Raw genomic sequence first — 22,286 nt, 5'->3', positions numbered from 1 at the left:
TTGCAGTTCCTTATTGCGTCAGTCCGTGAGTGTAACACTACTCATACTCGGCCCGACACATTGCCACGGTATCTTCTATCAGCCGACGGGCTACCGTTCCCGGCGGGGGTAACAGTGGCAAATCGTCATAACGGTACCAGTTCGCGTCCAGCAGCTCTTTCTGGTCGATAACAATCTCACCGCTATCGTATTCGGCCATAAACGCCGTCATCAGCGACTGCGGGAACGGCCACGGCTGAGACGTTACGTAACGCAGGTTCTTCACCCGGATCCCGCTCTCTTCCATCACTTCACGCGCCACCGCCTGCTCCAGCGTTTCGCCCACTTCAACGAACCCGGCAAGAACAGTATGAATGCCGTTGCGATGGCGGGTATGTTGCGCCAGCAGAATGGAATCGTCACGCCGGATAGCGACGATAATGCACGGCGCAATCTGCGGATAATAGCGTTCACGGCAGTGGCTGCAGAGCATGGCCCACTCGGTTTTGCTCGGGTGCATGGTATGCCCGCAGTAGCCGCAGTATTTATGCGATCGGTAAAACTCGGCCAGCTGCACGCCACGGCCTGCCAGCTGGAACAGGCCCACATCAAGATCCAGCACCTGACGAACGGATCCCATGTCCTGGCGGCGAGGCTGCTGGATCAACCACACCGGCTCCCCTTGCCACTCGCCGATCTTCAGCGCAGGCTGACCAACGAGATCGAAACGATCGGCAGTGCCATGGGGTATTTCCCCACCGGGCAGCCATAATTTTTGTTCGTGACTGACAATCCACCAACCCAGATCTGATTTTTCAATAATACGATCCATATCTATTGCACTACCTTCGCTTCACTGACATGTTGTTAGCATTGTGGTTACATTTTGGATAAGCAGAATTAATTCTAAACCTTGCGGAGTCGAACATGTTAAACCAGCTAGAAAGCCTGACTGAGCGCGTTAGAGGAAGTAACAAACTGGTGGATCGCTGGCTACATGTGCGCAAGCATCTACTCGTGGCTTATTACAATCTGGTCGGTATTAAGCCTGGCAAAGAATCGTTTATGCGGCTGAATGAAAAAGCGCTGGATGATTTTTGTCAGAGCCTGGTCGACTACCTGTCCGACGGCCATTTCAATATTTATGAACGCATTATCCGCGAAATGGAAGGCACTAGCCCGTATTTAACGGCATCCAAACTCTACCCGCTGCTGGAAGCCAATACCCAGCAGATCATGAATTACTACGATTCCACCCTCGAGAACGCCATCGATCACGACAACTACCTTGAGTTTCAACGGGCGCTGTCCGATCTCGGCGAAGCGCTGGAAGAGCGATTCTCGCTGGAGGATAAGCTGATCGCCCTCGTACTGGATAACGATTCTAAGGCCAGCAACGAAGATAACATCGCGCGGCCTGCTTGAGTTCTTAATCGTTAACGAGTAGTTTACAAACATTCTCCCCTCTCAGGAGGGGGTATTACACGAAATCATTCATGCGATAGCGTGAACGATGGCGTGTAAATTTCTTGTCGGAGTGCCCAGTGTGAAAGCACGGGCTGAGACCGTTAATTCGGGATCCGCGGAACCTGATCAGGCTAATACCTGCGAAGGGAACAAGAGTAAAACTGCTGTAGTATCGCCCCCGGGCGATCTCCTCTTGCTTCATCCGTCGTCTGACAAGCCACGTCCTTCACTTTTGGAATGAGCTATGTCTACTACTAAACTGACCCGCCGCGAACAGCGCGCACACGCCCAACACTTCATCGACACCCTGGAAGGCACCGCTTTCCCGAACTCTAAGCGTATTTACATCACCGGCTCTCAGGCGGATATCCGCGTTCCGATGCGCGAAATCCAGCTTAGCCCGACGCTTCTTGGCGGCAGCAAAGAGAACCCGCAGTATGAAGACAACGAAGCCGTGCCTGTCTACGACACGTCTGGCCCGTACGGCGATCCTGATGTGGCCATTAACGTGCAGCAGGGTCTGGCAAAACTGCGCCAGCGCTGGATTGACGCGCGTAACGACTGCGAAGAACTGACGGTTCGCAGCTCTGCCTACACCAAAGAGCGTCTGGCCGACGACGGCCTGGACGAACTGCGCTTCGCGGGTCTGCTGACGCCAAAACGTGCGAAAGCGGGCAAATGCGTTACCCAGCTGCACTATGCGCGTCAGGGGATCGTCACCCCGGAGATGGAGTTTATCGCCATCCGTGAAAACATGGGCCGTGAGCGCATACGTAGCGAAGTGCTGCGCCACCAGCATCCGGGCGAAGGTTTCGGTGCCCGCCTGCCGGAAAACATCACCCCGGAGTTTGTGCGCGATGAAGTGGCCGCTGGCCGCGCGATTATCCCCGCCAACATCAATCACCCGGAATCCGAACCGATGATTATCGGCCGCAACTTCCTGGTGAAGGTCAACGCCAATATCGGTAACTCCGCGGTCACCTCCTCCATCGAAGAAGAGGTCGAGAAGCTGGTCTGGTCAACGCGCTGGGGCGCGGACACGGTAATGGATCTCTCCACCGGGCGTTATATCCACGAAACCCGCGAGTGGATCCTGCGTAACAGCCCGGTGCCTATCGGAACGGTGCCGGTCTATCAGGCGCTGGAGAAAGTGAACGGTATCGCTGAAAACCTCACCTGGGAAGCGTTCCGCGACACGCTGCTGGAGCAGGCTGAACAGGGTGTAGACTACTTCACCATCCACGCGGGGGTGCTGCTGCGCTACGTGCCGATGACCGCGAAGCGTCTGACCGGCATTGTCTCGCGCGGGGGCTCAATCATGGCGAAGTGGTGTCTGTCTCATCATCAGGAAAACTTCCTCTACGAACACTTCCGCGAGATCTGCGAAATCTGTGCCGCTTACGACGTCTCGCTGTCGCTGGGCGACGGCCTGCGCCCTGGTTCCATTCGTGATGCCAACGACGAAGCGCAGTTTGCCGAACTGCACACGCTGGGCGAGCTGACCAAAATCGCCTGGGAGTATGACGTGCAGGTGATGATTGAAGGCCCGGGCCATGTCCCCATGCAGATGATCCGCCGCAATATGACGGAAGAACTGGAGCACTGCCATGAAGCACCATTCTATACCCTGGGGCCGTTGACCACCGATATTGCCCCGGGTTACGACCACTTCACCTCCGGAATTGGTGCGGCAATGATCGGCTGGTTCGGTTGCGCCATGCTCTGCTATGTGACGCCAAAAGAGCACCTCGGTCTGCCCAACAAAGAGGACGTGAAGCAGGGGCTTATCACCTACAAAATTGCCGCCCACGCTGCGGACCTGGCGAAAGGCCATCCGGGCGCGCAAATTCGCGATAACGCGATGTCGAAGGCCCGCTTTGAATTCCGCTGGGAAGATCAGTTTAACCTCGCGCTCGACCCGTTTACCGCCCGCGCCTATCACGACGAAACCCTGCCGCAGGAGTCCGGCAAAGTGGCCCATTTCTGCTCCATGTGTGGGCCAAAATTCTGCTCGATGAAGATCAGCCAGGAGGTGCGTGACTACGCCGCCGCGCAAGCCATTGAAGTGGGCATGGCGGATATGTCAGAAACCTTCCGCGCGAAAGGCGGCGAAATCTACCTCAAAAAAGAGGAGGCGTAATGTACCAGCCCGATTTCCCACCCGTGCCCTTTCGTTTAGGGCTCTACCCGGTGGTGGACAGCGTGGAGTGGATTGCCCGCCTGCTGGAGGCAGGTGTACGCACGCTGCAGCTACGCATCAAAGATAAACGTGATGAGGAGGTGGAGAACGATGTCGCCGCCGCCATCGCGCTGGGGCGTCGGTATAACGCCCGCCTGTTTATCAACGACTACTGGCGACTGGCGATAAAGCACCAGGCCTACGGCGTGCATCTGGGTCAGGAGGACCTGGAGACCACAGATCTGAATGCCATCCGGGAAGCCGGTTTGCGCCTGGGTGTCTCGACCCATGACGATATGGAGATTGACGTGGCACTGGCGGCACGCCCTTCGTACATTGCGCTTGGACACGTCTTCCCGACGCAAACTAAACAGATGCCCTCCGCGCCACAAGGGCTGGCACAGCTGGCGGCTCACGTGAAGCGTCTTGCGCAGTACCCGACCGTGGCCATCGGCGGGATTAGCCTTGAACGCGCTCCGGCCGTGCTGGATACCGGTGTCGGCAGTATCGCCGTCGTCAGTGCCATCACCCAGGCCGCAGACTGGCAGGCCGCCACCCGGCAGCTCTTACAACTGGCAGGAGCAGGCGATGAATGATCGTGACTTTATGCGCTATAGCCGCCAGCTCCTGCTGGAGGATATCGCCATCGACGGGCAGCAAAAGCTGCTCGCCAGCCGGGTTTTGATTGTCGGGCTGGGCGGATTAGGCGCGCCTGCCGCGCTCTATCTGGCCGGTGCAGGCGTGGGCACGCTGGTACTGGCCGATGACGACGAGGTGCATCTTAGCAACCTGCAGCGTCAAATCCTCTTTACCACCGAGGATATCAACCAGCCCAAAGTACACATTACCCGCCAGCGTCTGAACCAGTTGAACCCGGATATTGAGCTCATTGCGTGTCAGGAGCGGCTCAGCGGCGACAATCTGCTCCGAGAGGTCGCCCTGGCCGACGTGGTGCTGGACTGCACCGACAATATGGCAACCCGCCAGGCGATCAACGCCGCCTGTGTCGCAAAAAATACGCCGCTTATCACCGCCAGCGCGGTGGGGTTCGGCGGGCAGATGATGGTCCTGACACCGCCGTGGGCGCAGGGCTGCTATCGCTGTCTGTGGCCAGACGATGCTGAGCCAGAGCGTAACTGTCGCACCGCGGGCATTCTTGGCCCGGTTGTGGGGGTGATGGGTACCCTGCAGGCGCTCGAGGCCATCAAGCTGCTCAGCGGAATGGAGACCGAGCGCAACACGTTGCGGTTATTTGACGCCCGCTCCAGCGGCTGGCGTCATCTGGCGTTACACCGCGCCAGCCACTGCCCGGTATGTGGAGGCGGCAATGCGCATTCTGTTTAACGATGAGCCGATGAAATGCGAGGACGGGCTCACCGTTGCCGTGCTGCTCGATAAGCTTCGCCAGCTCAAGCCGGGAACGGCACTGGCGCTCAATCAACAGATCCTGCCGCGCGAGCAGTGGGAACATCAGCAGGTCAGTGAAGGCGACCAGATCCTGCTGTTTCAGGTTATCGCAGGGGGCTGAGATGTTACGTATTGCCGATAAAGTCTTTGATTCACATCTGTTTACCGGAACCGGGAAATTCGCATCACCCCAGCTGATGGTCGATGCCATCCGTGAAAGCGGCAGCCAGCTGGTCACGCTGGCGTTAAAGCGCGTGGATCTGCGCCATCACAGTGATGCCATTCTGGCGCCTTTACTGGAAGCTGGCGTCACGCTACTGCCAAATACTTCCGGCGCGAAAACGGCCGAAGAGGCCATTTTCGCCGCTCAACTGGCGCGTGAAGCGCTCGGCACACGCTGGCTGAAGCTGGAAATTCACCCGGATGCTCGCTGGCTGTTGCCCGACCCGATCGAGACGCTGAAAGCGGCGGAAAAGCTGGTACAACAAGGGTTCATCGTTCTGCCTTACTGCGGTGCCGATCCGGTACTCTGCAAACGTCTGGAAGACGTTGGCTGCGCCGCCGTTATGCCGCTGGGCGCGCCTATTGGCTCTAACCAGGGGCTGGAAACCCGGGCAATGCTGGAGATCATCATTGAGCAGGCCACCGTGCCGGTGGTGGTGGATGCGGGTATTGGCGTACCAAGCCATGCCGCGCAGGCGCTGGAAATGGGGGCGGACGCGGTGCTGGTGAACACGGCCATCGCGGTTGCCGACGATCCGGTCATGATGGCGCGCGCGTTTCGCATGGCGGTGGAGGCTGGCCTGCTGGCACGGCAATCAGGCCCTGGCTCGCGCAGTTTTCAGGCGCAGGCCACCAGCCCGCTGACCGGTTTTCTGGAGGCAATCTCATGACCACCTTCACCGACCGCTGGCGGCAGCTTAACTGGGACGACATTGCCCTGCGCATCAACAGCAAAACGCCGGTCGACGTCGAGCGCGCACTGAATGCGCGCCATCTGACCCGCGACGATTTAATGGCCCTGCTCTCCCCTGCGGCCAGCGCTTATCTGGAGCCGATGGCCCAGCGCGCCCAGCGTCTCACCCGACAGCGCTTTGGCAACACGGTGAGCTTTTACGTCCCGCTCTATCTCTCAAACCTGTGCGCCAATGACTGTACCTACTGCGGCTTCTCCATGAGCAACCGCATTAAGCGTAAGACGCTTGATGAGGAGGAAATCGCGCGCGAGTGTGCGGCTATCCGGGAAATGGGCTTCGAGCATCTCCTGCTGGTCACCGGTGAGCACCAGGGCAAAGTTGGGATGGACTATTTCCGCCAGCACCTTCCTGCCATTCGTCGTCAGTTCGCCTCGTTGCAGATGGAAGTGCAGCCCCTGTCGCAGGATGAGTATGCGGAGCTCAAAACGCTCGGACTGGATGGAGTGATGGTCTATCAGGAAACGTACCACGAAGCGACCTACGCACGGCATCACCTGAAGGGCAAGAAACAGGACTTCTTCTTCCGCCTTGAAACGCCGGACAGGCTCGGACGTGCCGGGATCGACAAAATTGGCCTTGGTGCGCTGATTGGGCTTTCCGATAGCTGGCGCGTGGATTGCTATATGGTGGCGGAACATCTGTTGTGGCTTCAGCAGCACTACTGGCAGAGCCGCTACTCCATCTCCTTCCCCCGGCTGCGCCCGTGTGCTGGCGGGATTGAACCGGCCTCACTCATGGATGAGCGCCAGCTGGTACAAACGATCTGCGCGTTTCGCCTGCTTGCCCCGGAGGTTGAATTATCGCTCTCAACACGTGAATCACCGGCGTTCCGCGACCGCGTGATCCCGCTTGCGATAAACAACGTGAGCGCATTTTCCAAAACACAGCCGGGCGGTTACGCCGATGATCACCCTGAACTGGAGCAGTTTGCCCCGCATGATGGACGACGTCCGGAAGCGGTCGCCGCGGCCCTGAGCGCGCAGGGGCTGCAGCCGGTCTGGAAAGACTGGGACAGCTGGCTGGGAAGAGCCTCGCAATTACGCTGAAACATACTGCAACTCCGCAGAAATAAAACGAGTCGGCACGGAGAGTCACAACCGGATGATTGTCAGCTATCGTCCGGTTTTTTATTGTCATGTGGTCAGCAACGGACGCTGACCAGGGCGAAAAGCTTCTTCCTCGTTTCGCCCTGCCTCTGACTTATCGTGCGCACTGAATTTCTGATTTTATAAGTAATTTCTTAGCCATTCTTAAGATAAATCATCTCGTCTGAAATCGTGTTCCGTATAATTCACAGCTAACCGCAGGACTGCGACTATGCTGAGAGGATATCGGCAGACGAAAAGCATTCACCCTCAGGAATGATGTACAACTCATGGCACTTCACAGCAAAAAACTCTCTTTTACCCGGCCAATAATGGCCAGCTTCGCGGGGATACTGTGCAGTTTTGCACTGATCGCTGTCGTGGTTACGCTTTCGCAACGAAAGGATTTTCTTGAGGATTATCATAAAATTAATGGTAATTTCACGCATAATCTGGCGGTTAACTATACCGAATCAATGTTGCGTGAAAACGACTATATTCTTGGTCGTTCTGCGATGTACTTTTCCCGCAACGAAATACTGAATGAGACGCTGAACGTCAACCCGACGCAAGGGTTGCAGATGTTGATGCATTTGCAAAACCTGATGCCGACCGTGTCATCCATCTCGCTGGCCGACACGGAAGGGCATTATTTGCACGTTCCAGAAGCGCCTCCCACGGAAAAGAGTAAAAACGCCGATCCGCGGACGCGCCCGTGGTTTGTCGCCCACGCGGAAGCCAGTATTTTCAGCCATTATACCCACCCTTATATGGACTACTTTACCGGGCATCCAACGGTCACGCTTTATAAGCCATTGATTTCAACAGAAGGCAGACTCAAGGGAACCCTCGCCTTTCATCTTGATTTGGCGTCGATGGGGTATACCCTTCGACAGATGGTGGCCCCTGTACAAGGGGAATTCTTCGTCGTCGAGCGCGACGGAACCGTGGTGCTTCATCCTGACACGGGCGCGCTGTTCAAAAAATACGTGAGCGAAGCGCTGATGGACAAAATGACCAGCGGCGAGGGTCATTTATACGACCGGAAAAGTAAAACCTGGTATTACTACTACTCCTTCACTAACCCGGATTGGTTTGTCATCTACCGGGTCTCTGGCGCGACCCTGACGGATATTACCCGCCACGAAACCACTATCGTTGGCTGGGGATTTGCACTGGCGGCGATTATTATCATTCTCTTCGGTTTGTACCTTCGCCATGCCTCGCGTACCGTGCTGATGCATATTATCAACGCCATCAAAACTGGCGACGTCAGCCAGGCACCGCGTCTGGAAGCGATGCTGAGTCATACCATCCAGTCGAATAAAGAGCGTGAGATGGCATATGTCCGCCAGGCAACCCACGATGCGCTAACAGGCTGCAAAAACCGCCGCGCGTTCGATACCGATGTGGAAGAGTTAATGGCGGCTCAACAGCCTTTCGCACTGGCGCTGGTGGACATCGATAACTTCAAATCAATCAACGATACCTGGGGCCACCTTAGCGGCGATATTGTCCTGCGTAACGTGGCGCGTGAAGGGATCCAGATCATGCAACCGCACCACATCTCGGTGTACCGGTACGGTGGAGAAGAGTTTGCGGTGGTCTTCCAGGCTGCGCAAATTGCTGATGCAATCTCGTTGCTGGAAGCGTGGCGTACCACCATTGAAAAACGCGTCTGGCGGGAAGAAAACCTGCAGGTCACGTTCAGTGCAGGCCTGGGGGAATGGCATTTCGAACCGCTGGAGCAATTTGTCGGGAGCGTGGATAACGCACTTTACAGCGCAAAACAGCAGGGTAAAAACCGCATCCTTCGGACCTCCATCCGTTAATTTCTTCCCTCCCACGCTGTCCGTTTCGACGGGCAGCGTGCGCTTTCATGCAAAATTGTAACCGGTTTCAGAAAATCACCCATTTCTTTGTGATGCCTGACACACAATCGCGGTAAAGCGGTTGTTGAAGCGGTCTGCACGGGATAATTATCAATAAACACATGTAGATCGAGGCTGATTATGAAGAACATCGTTTTATGCTGTGCAGCGGGAATGTCAACCAGCATGCTGGTTCAACGTATGAAAGACGCCGCGCAGAAAAAAGGGGTTGAAGTCACCATTAAAGCCGTTCCGGTTGCGGAGTTTAAAGATAATATCGCGACGGCTGACATCGTATTGCTGGGGCCACAGGTTAAATACGAGCAGGCTAAACTTCAGGCGCAGGCCGATCCGCTGGGTAAAAAGGTCGCGGTGATCGACATGATGGATTACGGCATGATGAAAGGTGATGTCGTCCTGGAAAAAGCGCTTAAATTACTGGAGTGACCCGTGGAAGATTTAGAAACAACGATCATGGAACTGCTGGTCAACGCGGGAGCAGCGCGCAGTGCTGCCCTTACGGCGTTGCAGATGGCCCGTAAAGGTGACTTTGACGAAGCCGAAAAGGCGATGGAAGAGTCGCGTGAATACGTGAAACATGCCCACACCATCCAGACGCAGCTGATTGGTCTTGATGAAGGGACCGGAAAGCTACCGGTTAACCTGATCACCGTCCACTCTCAGGATCACCTGATGAACGCGATGGTCATTCAGGACCTGGCGGGCGATATGATTGAGCTGTATCGTCGGCTACCGCTGATAAACTGAAAAATATGCAGACATAAAAAAACCCGCCGAAGCGGGTTTTTTATTTGCTGAATCAACGATTACTCGTTGTCAGAACCACCCAGACCTGCGTTCAGCAGCTCTGCCAGGCTCGCGGATGCATCTTCAGCAGTTACCTGCGGTGCAGCTGGCAGTTCGCCTGCAGCACGACGACGCATACGATCCTGATGGTACGCATAACCGGTACCAGCCGGGATCAGACGACCTACGATAACGTTCTCTTTCAGACCGCGCAGTTCATCACGCTTACCTGCTACAGCGGCTTCGGTCAGGACACGCGTGGTCTCCTGGAACGATGCTGCAGAGATGAAGGACTCTGTTGCCAGAGACGCTTTGGTGATACCCAGCAGATCGCGCGAGAAGGTCGCAGCGATTTTGCCGTTCGCTTCCAGATCGCGGTTAGCGATCTTGACGCGTGAGTATTCAACCTGCTCGCCTTCCAGGAACTCAGAGCTGCCCGCGCTATCGATGGTTGCTTTACGCAGCATCTGACGAACGATAACTTCAATGTGTTTATCGTTAATCTTAACGCCCTGCAGACGGTATACGTCCTGTACTTCGTTAACGATGTAACGAGTAACAGCATGCACACCACGCAGACGCAGGATGTCGTGCGGCGCTTCTGGACCGTCGGAAACCACGTCACCACGTTCTACACGTTCACCTTCGAACACGTTGAGCTGACGCCACTTAGGAATCATCTCTTCGTACGGCTCGCTGCCATCTACTGGGGTGATAACCAGACGGCGTTTACCTTTGGTCTCTTTACCGAAGGAGATGATACCGCTGATTTCAGCCAGGATTGCAGGCTCTTTCGGACGACGTGCTTCAAACAGATCCGCAACGCGTGGCAGACCACCGGTGATGTCCTTGGTACCGCCGGATTCCTGAGGAATACGCGCCAGGGTGTCACCAGAACTGATCTGTACGCCATCTTCCAGCTGTACAATCGCTTTACCCGGCAGGAAGTACTGCGCAGGCATATCGGTACCAGGGATCAGAACGTCGTTACCCTGAGCATCAACGATTTTCAGTGCAGGACGCAGATCTTTACCACCGGCAGTACGCTCAGCAGAGTCCAGAACGACCAGAGAAGACAGACCGGTCAGCTCGTCGGTCTGACGAGTAATGGTCTGGCCGTCGATCATGTCAGTGAAGCGGATGAAACCACTTACTTCGGTGATAACCGGCATGGTGTGTGGATCCCAGTTTGCAACGGTTTCACCGCCGGCAACCTGCTCGCCATCACCTTTCGCCATAACAGCACCGTAAGGCACTTTATAGCTCTCTTTGGTACGACCGAATTCGTCGATCAGCTTCAGCTCGGTGTTACGAGAGGTCACAACCAGCTTGCCTGCGGAGTTAACAACAGACTTCGCGTTGCTGAGCTTGATGCTACCTTTGTTTTTCACCTGGATGCTGGATTCAGCAGCCGCACGAGATGCCGCACCACCGATGTGGAACGTACGCATCGTCAGCTGTGTACCCGGTTCACCGATGGACTGTGCCGCGATAACACCGATTGCTTCACCTTTGTTGATGATGTGGCCACGCGCCAGGTCACGACCATAGCAGTGCGCACATACACCGAAATCGGTGTCACAAGATACAACGGAACGAACTTTCACAGAGTCAACAGAGTTCGCTTCCAGCAGGTCACACCACTGTTCGTGCAGCAGCGTGTTGCGTGGAACCAGAATGTCTGCGGTACCCGGCTTCAGAATGTCTTCCGCGGTTACACGACCCAGTACGCGATCGCGCAGCGGCTCTTTAACATCACCACCCTCGATAACCGGGGTCATGGTGATACCTTCGAGGGTGCCACAATCGTCTTCGGTCACAACCAGATCCTGTGCAACGTCAACCAGACGACGCGTCAGATAACCGGAGTTCGCTGTTTTCAGTGCGGTATCCGCCAGACCTTTACGCGCACCGTGAGTAGAGATGAAGTACTGGAGTACGTTCAGACCTTCACGGAAGTTCGCGGTGATTGGCGTTTCGATGATGGAGCCATCTGGCTTCGCCATCAGACCACGCATACCTGCCAGCTGACGAATCTGTGCTGCAGAACCACGCGCACCGGAGTCGGCCATCATGTAAATGCTGTTGAAGGAAACCTGCTGCTCTTCTACGCCGTCACGGTTAATCACGGTTTCGGTTTGCAGGTTATCCATCATCGCTTTGGATACACGATCGTTCGCCGCAGCCCAGATATCGATAACTTTGTTATAGCGTTCGCCCGCGGTAACCAGACCAGACTGGAACTGCTCCTGGATCTCAGCAACTTCGGCTTCCGCTTCAGAGATGATCTCGTGTTTCTTCTCTGGGATAACCATGTCATCGATACCAACAGATGCACCTGAACGCGCTGCATATGCAAAGCCGGTATACATTGTCTGGTCAGCGAAGATAACTGTCGGCTTCAGACCCAGAATGCGGTAACAGGTGTTCAGCATTTTGGAGATCGCTTTCTTACCCAGCGCCTGGTTGACGATGGAGAAAGGCAGACCTTTCGGTACGATCATCCACAGAATGGCACGGCCAACGGTCGTGTCTTTCAGGCTGGTTTTCGCAACGAATTCGCCGTTAGCATCTTTTTCATATTCAGTGATACGCACTTTGACACGCGCATGCAGAGAGGCCAGGCCAGCACGATAGATACGCTCAGCTTCTTTAGGGCCAGTCAGCACCATGCCTTCGCCTTTGGCGTTAACACAGTCACGGGTCATGTAGTACAGACCCAATACAACGTCCTGAGAAGGAACGATGATTGGTTCACCGTTCGCTGGAGACAGGATGTTGTTAGTAGACATCATCAGCGCACGCGCTTCGAGCTGGGCTTCCAGCGTCAGCGGTACGTGAACAGCCATCTGGTCACCATCGAAGTCGGCGTTATATGCCGCACAAACCAGCGGGTGCAGCTGGATAGCTTTACCTTCGATCAGTACCGGTTCAAATGCCTGGATACCCAGACGGTGCAGTGTTGGTGCACGGTTCAGCAGTACCGGGTGTTCGCGGATAACTTCGTCCAGGATATCCCAAACGACAGCTTCTTCACGCTCAACCATTTTCTTAGCGGCTTTGATGGTGGTGGCCAGGCCACGCAGTTCCAGCTTGCCGTAGATGAACGGTTTGAACAGCTCCAGTGCCATTTTCTTCGGCAGACCGCACTGATGCAGACGCAGGTATGGACCTACGGTGATAACAGAACGACCGGAGTAGTCAACACGCTTACCGAGCAGGTTCTGACGGAAACGACCCTGTTTACCTTTGATCATATCGGCCAAAGATTTCAGAGGACGTTTGTTAGAACCGGTGATCGCACGACCGCGACGACCGTTATCCAGCAGGGCATCTACCGCTTCCTGCAGCATACGTTTTTCGTTACGTACGATGATGTCCGGCGCAGCCAGATCCAGCAGACGTTTCAGACGGTTGTTACGGTTGATAACGCGACGATACAGATCGTTCAGATCCGACGTTGCGAAACGACCACCATCCAGCGGAACCAGCGGACGCAGATCTGGCGGCAGAACCGGCAGAACGGTCAGGATCATCCACTCTGGTTTGTTACCAGACTGAACGAATGCTTCCAGCAGTTTGATACGCTTGGTCAGCTTTTTACGCTTGGTTTCGGAGTTGGTTTCGTTCAGCTCTTCACGCAGCTGCTCGCACTCTTGCTCCAGGTCCATGCTCTTCAGTAGGGCCTGAATAGCTTCCGCACCCATCTTCGCGTCGAATTCGTCACCGAACTCTTCCAGCGCGTCCAGATACTGTTCTTCGGTCAGAATCTGGTGGCGTTCCAGGTTCGTCATACCGCCTTCGATAACGACATAAGATTCGAAGTACAGAACACGTTCGATATCGCGCAGCGGCATATCCAGCAGCAGGCCGATACGGGACGGCAGAGATTTCAGGAACCAGATGTGCGCAGTTGGAGATGCCAGTTCGATGTGGCCCATGCGCTCACGGCGCACTTTGGTCTGGGTCACTTCAACGCCGCACTTCTCACAGATCACACCACGGTGTTTCAGGCGCTTGTACTTACCGCACAGGCACTCGTAGTCTTTTACTGGCCCGAAAATTCGTGCACAGAAAAGGCCGTCACGCTCAGGCTTGAACGTACGGTAGTTGATGGTTTCCGGCTTTTTAACTTCACCGAAAGACCATGAACGGATCATGTCTGGCGAAGCCAGAGCAATTTTGATCGCATCAAACTCTTCGGTTTTAGTCTGCGCTTTCAGAAACTTTAATAAATCTTTCACGGATTTGCTCCCGTCGGAGTTAGCACAATCTGGTGTCGGGGGTTAGCCCGACACCAGTGACCTGTTTGAGCGAGAATTACTCGTCTTCCAGTTCGATGTTGATACCCAGCGAACGAATCTCTTTCAACAGTACGTTGAAGGACTCTGGCATGCCCGGTTCCATCTGATGATTGCCGTCCACGATGTTTTTATACATCTTGGTACGACCGTTCACGTCATCAGACTTAACGGTGAGCATTTCCTGCAGGGTGTATGCTGCGCCGTATGCTTCCAGCGCCCACACTTCCATCTCCCCGAAGCGCTGACCACCGAACTGCGCCTTACCACCCAGCGGCTGCTGAGTAACCAGGCTGTAAGAACCGGTAGAACGAGCGTGCATCTTGTCGTCGACCAGGTGGTTCAGTTTCAGCATGTACATGTAACCTACGGTTACCGGACGCTCGAACTGTTCACCGGTACGGCCATCAAACAGCGTAATCTGACCAGACGTTGGCAGACCACCCAGTTGCAGCAGCTCTTTGATTTCAGCTTCTTTTGCACCGTCGAATACCGGCGTTGCAATCGGCATACCTTTGCGCAGGTTCTCTGCCAGACGCAGCACTTCTTCATCGCTGAAGGTGCTCAGGTCGACTTTCTGACGAACGTCGGTACCCAGATCGTAGGCACGCTGGATGAATTCGCGCAGTTTCGCGACTTCTTCCTGCTGTTTCAGCATGGCGTTGATCTTATCGCCGATACCTTTCGCAGCCATACCCAGGTGGGTTTCCAGAATCTGACCGATGTTCATACGAGACGGTACGCCCAGTGGGTTCAGTACGATATCTACCGGCGTACCGTTAGCATCGTGCGGCATATCTTCGATCGGGTTGATCTTAGAGATAACACCCTTGTTACCGTGACGACCTGCCATCTTATCACCAGGCTGGATCTGACGTTTAACAGCCAGATACACCTTAACAATCTTCAGCACGCCTGGTGCCAGATCGTCGCCCTGAGTGATTTTACGGCGTTTCGCTTCGAGTTTTTTCTCGAACTCGTGTTTCAGTTCGTCATACTGCTCAGCCAGCTGTTCCAGCTGATTTTGTTTCTCTTCGTCGGTCAGGCCCAGTTCCAGCCAGCGATCGCGTGGCAGTTTGTCGAGCTTCTCAGCTTCAACGCCACCGGCAACCAGCACCGCATAGATACGGCTGAACAGACCCGCTTCGAGGATCTGCAGTTCTTCAGACAGGTCTTTCTTAGCCTGTTTGAGCTGCATCTCTTCGATTTCCAGCGCACGCTTATCTTTTTCAACGCCGTCACGGGTGAAGACCTGAACATCGATAACTGTACCGGAAACACCGTTTGGTACGCGCAGAGAAGAGTCTTTAACGTCAGACGCTTTCTCACCGAAGATAGCACGCAGCAGTTTCTCTTCTGGCGTCAGCTGGGTTTCACCTTTCGGCGTTACCTTACCAACCAGAATGTCGCCGCCGGTCACTTCTGCACCGATGTAAACGATACCGGATTCATCCAGTTTGGAGAGCGCAGCTTCACCCACGTTAGGGATGTCAGCGGTGATCTCTTCTGGCCCCAGCTTGGTGTCACGGGACACACATGCCAGTTCCTGAATGTGGATGGTAGTGAAACGATCTTCCTGAACCACACGCTCGGAGACGAGGATGGAGTCTTCGAAGTTGTAACCGTTCCACGGCATGAACGCTACGCGCATGTTCTGACCGAGCGCCAGTTCACCGAGGTCGGTGGACGGACCGTCTGCCAGCACGTCGCCGCGCTCAACGGGCTCACCCAGAGACACACAAGGCATCTGGTTGATACAGGTGTTCTGGTTAGAACGGGTGTATTTGGTCAGGTTATAAATGTCGATACCTGCTTCGCCCGGGTACATCTCGTCTTCGTTAACTTTGATAACGATACGGGAAGCATCCACGTACTGAACAGTACCGCCACGTTTAGCCACCGCAGTAACACCGGAGTCAACGGCAACAGCACGTTCCATACCGGTACCAACCAGCGGCTTATCAGCACGCAGAGTTGGAACGGCCTGACGTTGCATGTTCGCACCCATCAATGCACGGTTGGCGTCATCGTGTTCCAGGAACGGAATCAGGGACGCACCGACGGATACCACCTGCTGGGTGGATACGTCCATGTAGTCAACCTGGTCGCGGCTGAACAAGCTGGATTCGCCTTTGCTACGGCAGGTAACCAGATCTTCTACAAAGTGGCCTTCGTCATCCAGGTTGGAGTTCGCCTGAGCGATAACGTAGTTGCCTTCTTCGATAGCAGACAGGTAGTGAATTTCGTCAGTTACAACACCGTCGGTCACTTTACGGTACGGCGTCTCAAGGAAACCGTATTCGTTAGTCTGTGCGTACACGGACAGGGAGTTGATCAGACCGATGTTTGGACCTTCAGGCGTTTCGATTGGACATACGCGACCGTAGTGAGTCGGGTGTACGTCTCGAACTTCGAAGCCTGCACGTTCACGGGTCAGACCGCCTGGGCCGAGTGCAGAGATACGACGTTTGTGCGTGATCTCAGACAGCGGGTTGTTCTGGTCCATGAACTGAGACAGCTGGCTGGAACCGAAGAACTCCTTCACTGCTGCAGAAATCGGCTTGGCGTTAATCATATCCTGAGGCATCAGGGTATCCAGATCGCCCAGAGACAGACGCTCTTTCACCGCACGCTCAACACGTACCAGGCCAACGCGGAACTGGTTTTCCGCCATTTCGCCTACGGAACGGATACGACGGTTGCCGAGGTGGTCGATATCGTCCACTTCGCCTTTGCCGTTACGGATATCGATGAGCTTCTTCATCACTTCGATGATGTCGTCTTTGCTCAGGATACCGGAACCTTCGATCTCATCACGCAGCAGAGAACGGTTGAACTTCATACGACCAACCGCGGACAGATCGTAGCGGTCTTCGGAGAAGAACAGGTTCTCGAACAGGCTTTCAGCCGCTTCGCGAGTTGGTGGTTCACCAGGGCGCATCATGCGGTAGATTTCTACCAGCGCGCTCAGACGATCGGTCGTTGGATCGACGCGGATAGTCTCAGAGATATAAGGACCGTGGTCCAGATCGTTGGTGAACAGCGTTTCGATGCGTTTGTGGCCAGACTGGCTCAGCTTAGCCAGCAGATCCAGGCTCAGCTCCATGTTCGCCGGGCAGATCAGCTCGCCAGTTGATTCATCAACGTAATCTTTCGCGGCTACTTTTCCAGCAATGTATTCAACCGGAACTTCGATGAGTTTGATATCATCTTTTTCCAGCTGACGGATGTGGCGCGCGGTAATACGGCGGCCTTTTTCCACATACACTTTGCCGTCGGCTTCGATGTCGAACGACGCGGTCTCACCACGCAGACGCTCTGGCACCAGCTCCATCTGCAACTTGTTGTCGCGGATTTCAAAGATTACTTTCTCAAAGAACAGGTCCAGGATCTGTTCAGTGGTGTATTGCAGCGCACGCAGAATGATGGTCGCAGGCAGTTTACGACGACGGTCGATACGGACAAACAGGTTGTCTTTAGGATCGAACTCGAAGTCCAGCCAGGAACCACGGTAAGGAATGATACGCGCGTTATACAGTACTTTACCGGATGAGTGTGTTTTACCTTTATCGCTGTCGAAGAAGACACCCGGGCTACGATGCAGCTGGGAAACGATAACACGCTCAGTACCGTTGATGACGAAAGTACCGTTGTCTGTCATGAGTGGAATTTCACCCATGTAGACTTCTTGTTCTTTAATGTCTTTTACGGTGCCTTCTGGCGCTTCGCGCTCATAGATCACCAGACGCAGTTTTACGCGCAGCGGTGCGGAATAGGTCACGCCACGGATCTGACATTCCTGAACGTCAAACACCGGTTCGCCAAGGCGGTAGCTGACGTACTGCAGCTCGGAGTTACCGCTGTAGCTCTGAATCGGGAACACGGAACGGAAGGCTGCTTCCAGGCCGTACTGCCCTTCAGGATCTTGCTCGATAAACTTCTGGAACGAGTCAAGCTGGATAGAAAGGAGATATGGAATGTCCAGAACTTGTGGACGTTTACCAAAATCCTTACGAATACGTTTTTTCTCGGTATAGGAGTAAACCATAGGGTTCCTCAGCTCGCTGACAAGTCGACCCATCTGTCCGACGAAGGGACAGTTTGTGCAACACCATTTTGTGGACCGGAAAATTGAATACTTTCCGCAATACCTGTTGCTATCACGCTTAAATCATTTCGTCGCGATTTACACAGAGCGCGCACCCTGTCGCAATATATTAAGTCGTCGATAGAAACATGCATTGTCAGGACAACCAGTAGTCAAACAGTGTGAAATGCTACTGATGCCTTACAGCGCAAAAAGGCTGGTGACTAAAAAGTCACCAGCCATCAGCCTAATGACTTAGGCTGCAACCAGAAAAGTTGGCTTATTTAACTTCAACTTCAGCGCCAGCTTCTTCCAGAGATTTTTTCAGTGCTTCTGCGTCGTCTTTGCTCACGCCTTCTTTCAGCGCAGCTGGAGCAGCTTCTACCAGGTCTTTAGCTTCTTTCAGACCCAGGCCAGTTGCGCCACGTACTGCTTTGATAACAGCAACTTTGTTAGCGCCAGCAGCTTTCAGAATTACGTCGAATTCAGTTTTTTCTTCAGCAGCTTCAACCGGGCCAGCAGCTACAGCTACAGCAGCAGCAGCGGAAACACCGAATTTTTCTTCCATTGCAGAGATCAGTTCTACAACGTCCATTACGGACATAGCTGCAACTGCTTCAATGATTTGATCTTTAGTGATAGACATTTAAATTGTTCCTGAAAATCAGAATAAGTTTATACGTAAGCAAATGCTTTATAAAGATAACTGCGATTAAGCAGCTTCTTTCGCATCGCGAACAGCAGCCAGAGTGCGAACCAGTTTGCCAGCCGAAGCTTCTTTCATGGTTGCCATCAGGCGTGCAATTGCTTCTTCGTAGGTCGGCAGGGTTGCCAGGCGATCGATTTGCGATGCCGGGATCAACTCACCTTCAAAGGCTGCAGCTTTGACCTCAAATTTTGCATTCGCTTTCGCGAACTCTTTGAACAGACGAGCAGCAGCGCCCGGGTGTTCCATAGAGTATGCAATAAGGGTCGGACCAACAAACGTGTCTTTCAGGCACTCGAAAGGAGTACCTTCAACTACGCGACGCAGCAGGGTGTTACGAACAACACGCATGTATACGCCAGCTTCACGACCTGCTTTACGCAGTTCAGTCATTTTGTCTACAGTAACGCCACGGGAATCCGCAACTACTGCAGACAGCGCGCCTTTGGCTACTTCGCTGACTTCAGCAACAATCGCTTGTTTGTCTTGAAGATTTAAAGCCATTAGCTTTGCTCCTGGATGTTTGCCGGAACTCATGTTCCGGAACTCACTTCACTCTCCCCAACGGAAAGAGCGTCTTAATACGGTGAGCAGAAACAAGCCAGAGTATCCAAAAATAATCTTAGCGTTCTGTCACCGTCTACGCAGGGCATTAAGTTTCTTGCGAAACACCTGCGGTCTTCGACGGAGGCCTGGATTAGGCCAGGCTCCAACGAACAAATCTTTTAGCCGCTAACTTTTGTTAGCAAACGTGGGGGTAAGATTGTAGACAAAATCACCGCCCACGTAAAGGCATTAGTTTGCAGCAGCGCTCAGGCCAGCCTGGTCAACTGCAACACCTGCACCCATGGTGGTGGAGATGCTAACTTTCTTGATGTACACGCCTTTCGCCTGAGTTGGTTTTGCTTTTTTCAGCGCAACCAGCAGAGCTTCCAGGTTTTCTTTCAGTTTGTCAGCGTCAAAGTCCACTTTACCGATGGTGGTGTGGATGATGCCGTTTTTGTCGTTACGATAACGAACCTGACCTGCTTTAGCGTTCTTAACAGCCTCAGCAACGTTAGGGGTTACAGTACCCACTTTCGGGTTTGGCATCAGGCCGCGTGGACCCAGAACCTGGCCCAGCTGGCCAACAACGCGCATTGCATCTGGAGAAGCAATAACAACGTCAAAGTTCATTTCGCCTTTCTTGATCTGGTCAGCCAGATCTTCCATACCTACCAGTTCAGCGCCGGCAGCTTTAGCCGCTTCAGCGTTTGCACCCTGAGCAAATACAGCTACGCGTACGGAACGGCCAGTACCGTGTGGCAGTACAGTTGCACCACGAACGTTCTGATCAGATTTACGAGCATCGATGCCCAGGTTAACAGCAACGTCAACGCTTTCAACGAACTTAGCGGTAGCCAGTTCTTTCAGCAGAGCGATAGCTTCGTTGATGTCGTACTGTTTGGTCGCATCAACTTTGTCACGGATCACGGACATGCGCTTGGTCAGTTTAGCCATTTCTTAGTCCTCCACTACCAGGCCCATGGAACGTGCAGTACCTTCGATTGAGCGAGTCATCGCTTCAATGTCGGCACCAGTCATGTCGGCAGCTTTGGTCTGCGCGATTTCCTGCAGCTGAGCGCGGGAAATTTTACCCACTTTGTCTTTGTTCGGTTTACCGGAACCAGACTTAATACCCGCCGCTTTCTTCAGCAGAACTGCTGCTGGAGGGGTTTTGGTAACGAAAGTGAAAGAACGGTCAGCGTATACAGTGATAACAACTGGGATTGGCAGACCTTTTTCCATGGATTCGGTTTTGGCGTTGAACGCTTTACAGAATTCCATGATGTTCACACCCTGCTGACCCAGAGCTGGACCAACTGGTGGACTTGGGTTCGCCATACCTGCTGCAACCTGCAGCTTGACGTAGGCTTGTACTTTCTTAGCCATTCTAAAATCCTCTGATTGGGTGATAACGCCTCAAGGAGGCTCCCCGTGAATAAAATCGTTTTACAGGCCGCAGCCCATAAAAACAAAAGGCGCGAAATTGTATTCCAATCTCGCGCCTTGTGCAACGATTAAATCGTCGCTTTTTTGATCGCTGCTTAGGCTTTTTCTACCTGGGCAAAGTCCAGTTCTACCGGGGTCGCACGACCGAAGATAGAAACGGACACTTTCAGGCGGGACTTTTCATAGTCCACTTCCTCAACCACGCCATTAAAGTCAGCAAACGGACCGTCATTAACACGAACCATTTCACCCGGTTCAAACAGCGTTTTCGGACGCGGCTTATCACCCACCTGCTGCAGGCGGTTCATAATCGCATCAACTTCTTTGTCGCTGATTGGCGCCGGACGGTCAGACGTGCCGCCGATAAAGCCCATTACGCGCGGTACGCTGCGCACCAGGTGCCAGCTCGCGTCGTTCATAACCATCTGAACCAGCACGTAACCCGGGAAGAATTTACGCTCGCTTTTGCGACGTTGGCCGCCACGGATCTCGACCACTTCTTCGGTCGGAACCATAACTTCGCCAAATAACTCTTCCATGTTGTGTAATTTGATATGCTCACGCAGCGACGTTGCTACGCGGCCTTCAAAACCGGAAAACGCCTGAACGACGTACCAGCGCTTTTTAGGGGCTTCAGACATCTCAGAACCTCAGGCCAGTGATAAAGGATACCAGGCGAACCAGAATACCATCCAGTCCCCACAGGATCAGTGACATTACAGCGGTAACCGCCGCTACGATCAGCGTGGTGTGCAATGTTTCCTGGCGAGTCGGCCAAATTACCTTGCGGACTTCGGTACGCGCTTCGCGAGCAAAAGCGACAGTCGCTTTGCCTTTTGTCGTCAACAGCGCGACACCACCCGCTGCAGCAATCAGAATTACCACTGCAAGCGCGCGTAGCGGCAGCATCATGTCACGATAAAGGTAGTTGCCGACAATCGCTACAATCAGCAGCACGGCTACGACTACCCATTTCATCGCTTCCAGGCCGCGCCCGCTCCCTTGAGCTTCGGTATTCGCACTCATAAACCAACCTGTCAGAAGTATTCTACAAACATTTTCACCCCGCGATTGCGAGGCAAACCAAATCGAAATGCTAATTCGCTTTTCGGATTATACGCTCTCTGCAGAGCCTGTCTCAGCAATGATTATGACAAATTTAATCACTGATGAGCCAGGTTCTGATCTGAAAGCGTGCAAAAAGGGCATCAAATGATGCCCTTTTATTGCGCATTGCGTCAAATGTTATCAGCAATTAGCCGAGAACTTTAGCAACCACGCCCGCGCCAACGGTACGGCCACCTTCACGGATTGCGAAACGCAGACCGTCGTCCATCGCGATTGGGTGGATCAGCGTCACAACCATCTTGATGTTGTCGCCTGGCATTACCATCTCAACGCCTTCTGGCAGTTCGATGGTACCGGTCA

General features: G+C 53.9%; 18 protein-coding genes, 3 pseudogenes and 1 riboswitch. Of the genes and pseudogenes, 11 read left to right on the top strand and 10 right to left on the bottom strand.

Features of this window, described 5'->3' with window-relative positions; translation table 11 throughout:
• Positions 1-90 (top strand): annotated as a pseudogene (locus tag BJP35_RS24860) (hypothetical protein); the annotation flags it as partial.
• Here the strand turns inward: BJP35_RS24860 and nudC are convergent.
• Positions 59-811: pseudogene (gene nudC / locus BJP35_RS18305) on the bottom strand (NAD(+) diphosphatase); the annotation flags it as partial. The pseudogenes BJP35_RS24860 and nudC overlap by 32 nt on opposite strands.
• A 95-nt stretch (positions 812-906) precedes the next feature.
• Between nudC and BJP35_RS18300 the strand changes: the two are divergent.
• The 10 genes from BJP35_RS18300 to BJP35_RS18255 all read left to right on the top strand — a co-directional run bounded on the left by BJP35_RS18300 (position 907) and on the right by BJP35_RS18255 (position 9,733).
• Entirely contained in the window at positions 907-1,404 is a 498-nt protein-coding gene (locus tag BJP35_RS18300) for an Rsd/AlgQ family anti-sigma factor (RefSeq protein ID WP_044857197.1), read from the top strand.
• Positions 1,405-1,502: 98 nt separating this feature from the next.
• Positions 1,503-1,612, top strand: a riboswitch (TPP riboswitch).
• A 78-nt stretch (positions 1,613-1,690) separates the two neighbouring features.
• Positions 1,691-3,586, top strand: coding sequence for a phosphomethylpyrimidine synthase ThiC (gene thiC / locus BJP35_RS18295; RefSeq protein ID WP_044857196.1), 1,896 nt, complete (start codon positions 1,691-1,693; stop codon positions 3,584-3,586).
• Positions 3,586-4,221, top strand: coding sequence for a thiamine phosphate synthase (gene thiE / locus BJP35_RS18290; RefSeq protein ID WP_032679970.1), 636 nt, complete (start codon positions 3,586-3,588; stop codon positions 4,219-4,221). The genes thiC and thiE overlap by 1 nt, the downstream gene beginning before the upstream one ends.
• Positions 4,214-4,969, top strand: a complete 756-nt coding sequence (locus BJP35_RS18285; RefSeq protein ID WP_014168162.1) for a HesA/MoeB/ThiF family protein — start codon at positions 4,214-4,216, stop codon at positions 4,967-4,969. The genes thiE and BJP35_RS18285 overlap by 8 nt, the downstream gene beginning before the upstream one ends.
• Positions 4,953-5,153, top strand: coding sequence for a sulfur carrier protein ThiS (thiS, locus tag BJP35_RS18280; RefSeq protein WP_014168161.1), 201 nt, complete (start codon positions 4,953-4,955; stop codon positions 5,151-5,153). Before BJP35_RS18285 ends, thiS begins: the two co-directional genes overlap by 17 nt.
• 1 nt (position 5,154) lies before the next feature.
• Positions 5,155-5,925, top strand: coding sequence for a thiazole synthase (gene thiG / locus BJP35_RS18275; RefSeq protein ID WP_014168160.1), 771 nt, complete (start codon positions 5,155-5,157; stop codon positions 5,923-5,925).
• Entirely contained in the window at positions 5,922-7,055 is a 1,134-nt protein-coding gene (gene thiH, locus BJP35_RS18270) for a 2-iminoacetate synthase ThiH (protein ID WP_014168159.1), read from the top strand. Before thiG ends, thiH begins: the two co-directional genes overlap by 4 nt.
• Positions 7,056-7,384: 329 nt before the next feature.
• Positions 7,385-8,926, top strand: coding sequence for a sensor domain-containing diguanylate cyclase (locus BJP35_RS18265; RefSeq protein ID WP_032679973.1), 1,542 nt, complete (start codon positions 7,385-7,387; stop codon positions 8,924-8,926).
• Positions 8,927-9,106: 180 nt separating this feature from the next.
• Positions 9,107-9,412, top strand: coding sequence for a PTS sugar transporter subunit IIB (locus BJP35_RS18260; RefSeq protein WP_014068453.1), 306 nt, complete (start codon positions 9,107-9,109; stop codon positions 9,410-9,412).
• A gap of 3 nt (positions 9,413-9,415) precedes the next feature.
• The gene (locus BJP35_RS18255; RefSeq protein ID WP_014168157.1) at positions 9,416-9,733 is read left to right on the top strand and encodes a PTS lactose/cellobiose transporter subunit IIA; all 318 of its coding nucleotides are present in this window, start codon (positions 9,416-9,418) and stop codon (positions 9,731-9,733) included.
• A 59-nt stretch (positions 9,734-9,792) separates the two neighbouring features.
• Here BJP35_RS18255 and rpoC read toward each other — a convergent pair whose 3' ends face one another.
• From rpoC to tuf, 9 genes and pseudogenes are all read right to left on the bottom strand, one after another.
• Positions 9,793-14,016, bottom strand: a complete 4,224-nt coding sequence (rpoC, locus tag BJP35_RS18250; RefSeq protein WP_014168156.1) for a DNA-directed RNA polymerase subunit beta' — start codon at positions 14,014-14,016, stop codon at positions 9,793-9,795.
• 76 nt (positions 14,017-14,092) lie between these two features.
• Positions 14,093-18,121, bottom strand: coding sequence for a DNA-directed RNA polymerase subunit beta (rpoB, locus tag BJP35_RS18245; RefSeq protein ID WP_020882980.1), 4,029 nt, complete (start codon positions 18,119-18,121; stop codon positions 14,093-14,095).
• 319 nt (positions 18,122-18,440) lie between these two features.
• Positions 18,441-18,806 carry a 50S ribosomal protein L7/L12 gene (gene rplL / locus BJP35_RS18240; RefSeq protein ID WP_014168154.1) on the bottom strand — a complete coding sequence of 122 codons (366 nt, stop codon included), beginning with the start codon at positions 18,804-18,806 and terminating at the stop codon, positions 18,441-18,443.
• Positions 18,807-18,872: 66 nt separating this feature from the next.
• The gene (gene rplJ / locus BJP35_RS18235) at positions 18,873-19,370 is read right to left on the bottom strand and encodes a 50S ribosomal protein L10 (protein ID WP_004097644.1); all 498 of its coding nucleotides are present in this window, start codon (positions 19,368-19,370) and stop codon (positions 18,873-18,875) included.
• 291 nt (positions 19,371-19,661) lie between these two features.
• Entirely contained in the window at positions 19,662-20,366 is a 705-nt protein-coding gene (gene rplA, locus BJP35_RS18225) for a 50S ribosomal protein L1 (RefSeq protein WP_006810530.1), read from the bottom strand.
• A gap of 3 nt (positions 20,367-20,369) precedes the next feature.
• Entirely contained in the window at positions 20,370-20,798 is a 429-nt protein-coding gene (gene rplK, locus BJP35_RS18220) for a 50S ribosomal protein L11 (RefSeq protein WP_008808007.1), read from the bottom strand.
• A gap of 155 nt (positions 20,799-20,953) precedes the next feature.
• Entirely contained in the window at positions 20,954-21,499 is a 546-nt protein-coding gene (nusG, locus tag BJP35_RS18215) for a transcription termination/antitermination protein NusG (protein WP_003862341.1), read from the bottom strand.
• A gap of 1 nt (position 21,500) precedes the next feature.
• Positions 21,501-21,884: a preprotein translocase subunit SecE gene (secE, locus tag BJP35_RS18210; protein ID WP_003862342.1), complete on the bottom strand. Its 384-nt coding sequence runs from the start codon at positions 21,882-21,884 to the stop codon at positions 21,501-21,503.
• 229 nt (positions 21,885-22,113) lie between these two features.
• A pseudogene (gene tuf, locus BJP35_RS18205) lies at positions 22,114-22,286 on the bottom strand (elongation factor Tu); the annotation flags it as partial.

Origin of the sequence: Enterobacter sp. J49 (assembly GCF_002148625.1) — a bacterium.
Lineage (GTDB): Bacteria > Pseudomonadota > Gammaproteobacteria > Enterobacterales > Enterobacteriaceae > Enterobacter > Enterobacter ludwigii.
Note: the sequence above shows the minus strand (reverse complement) of the source record. Positions and strands in the feature narration are given on the sequence as shown.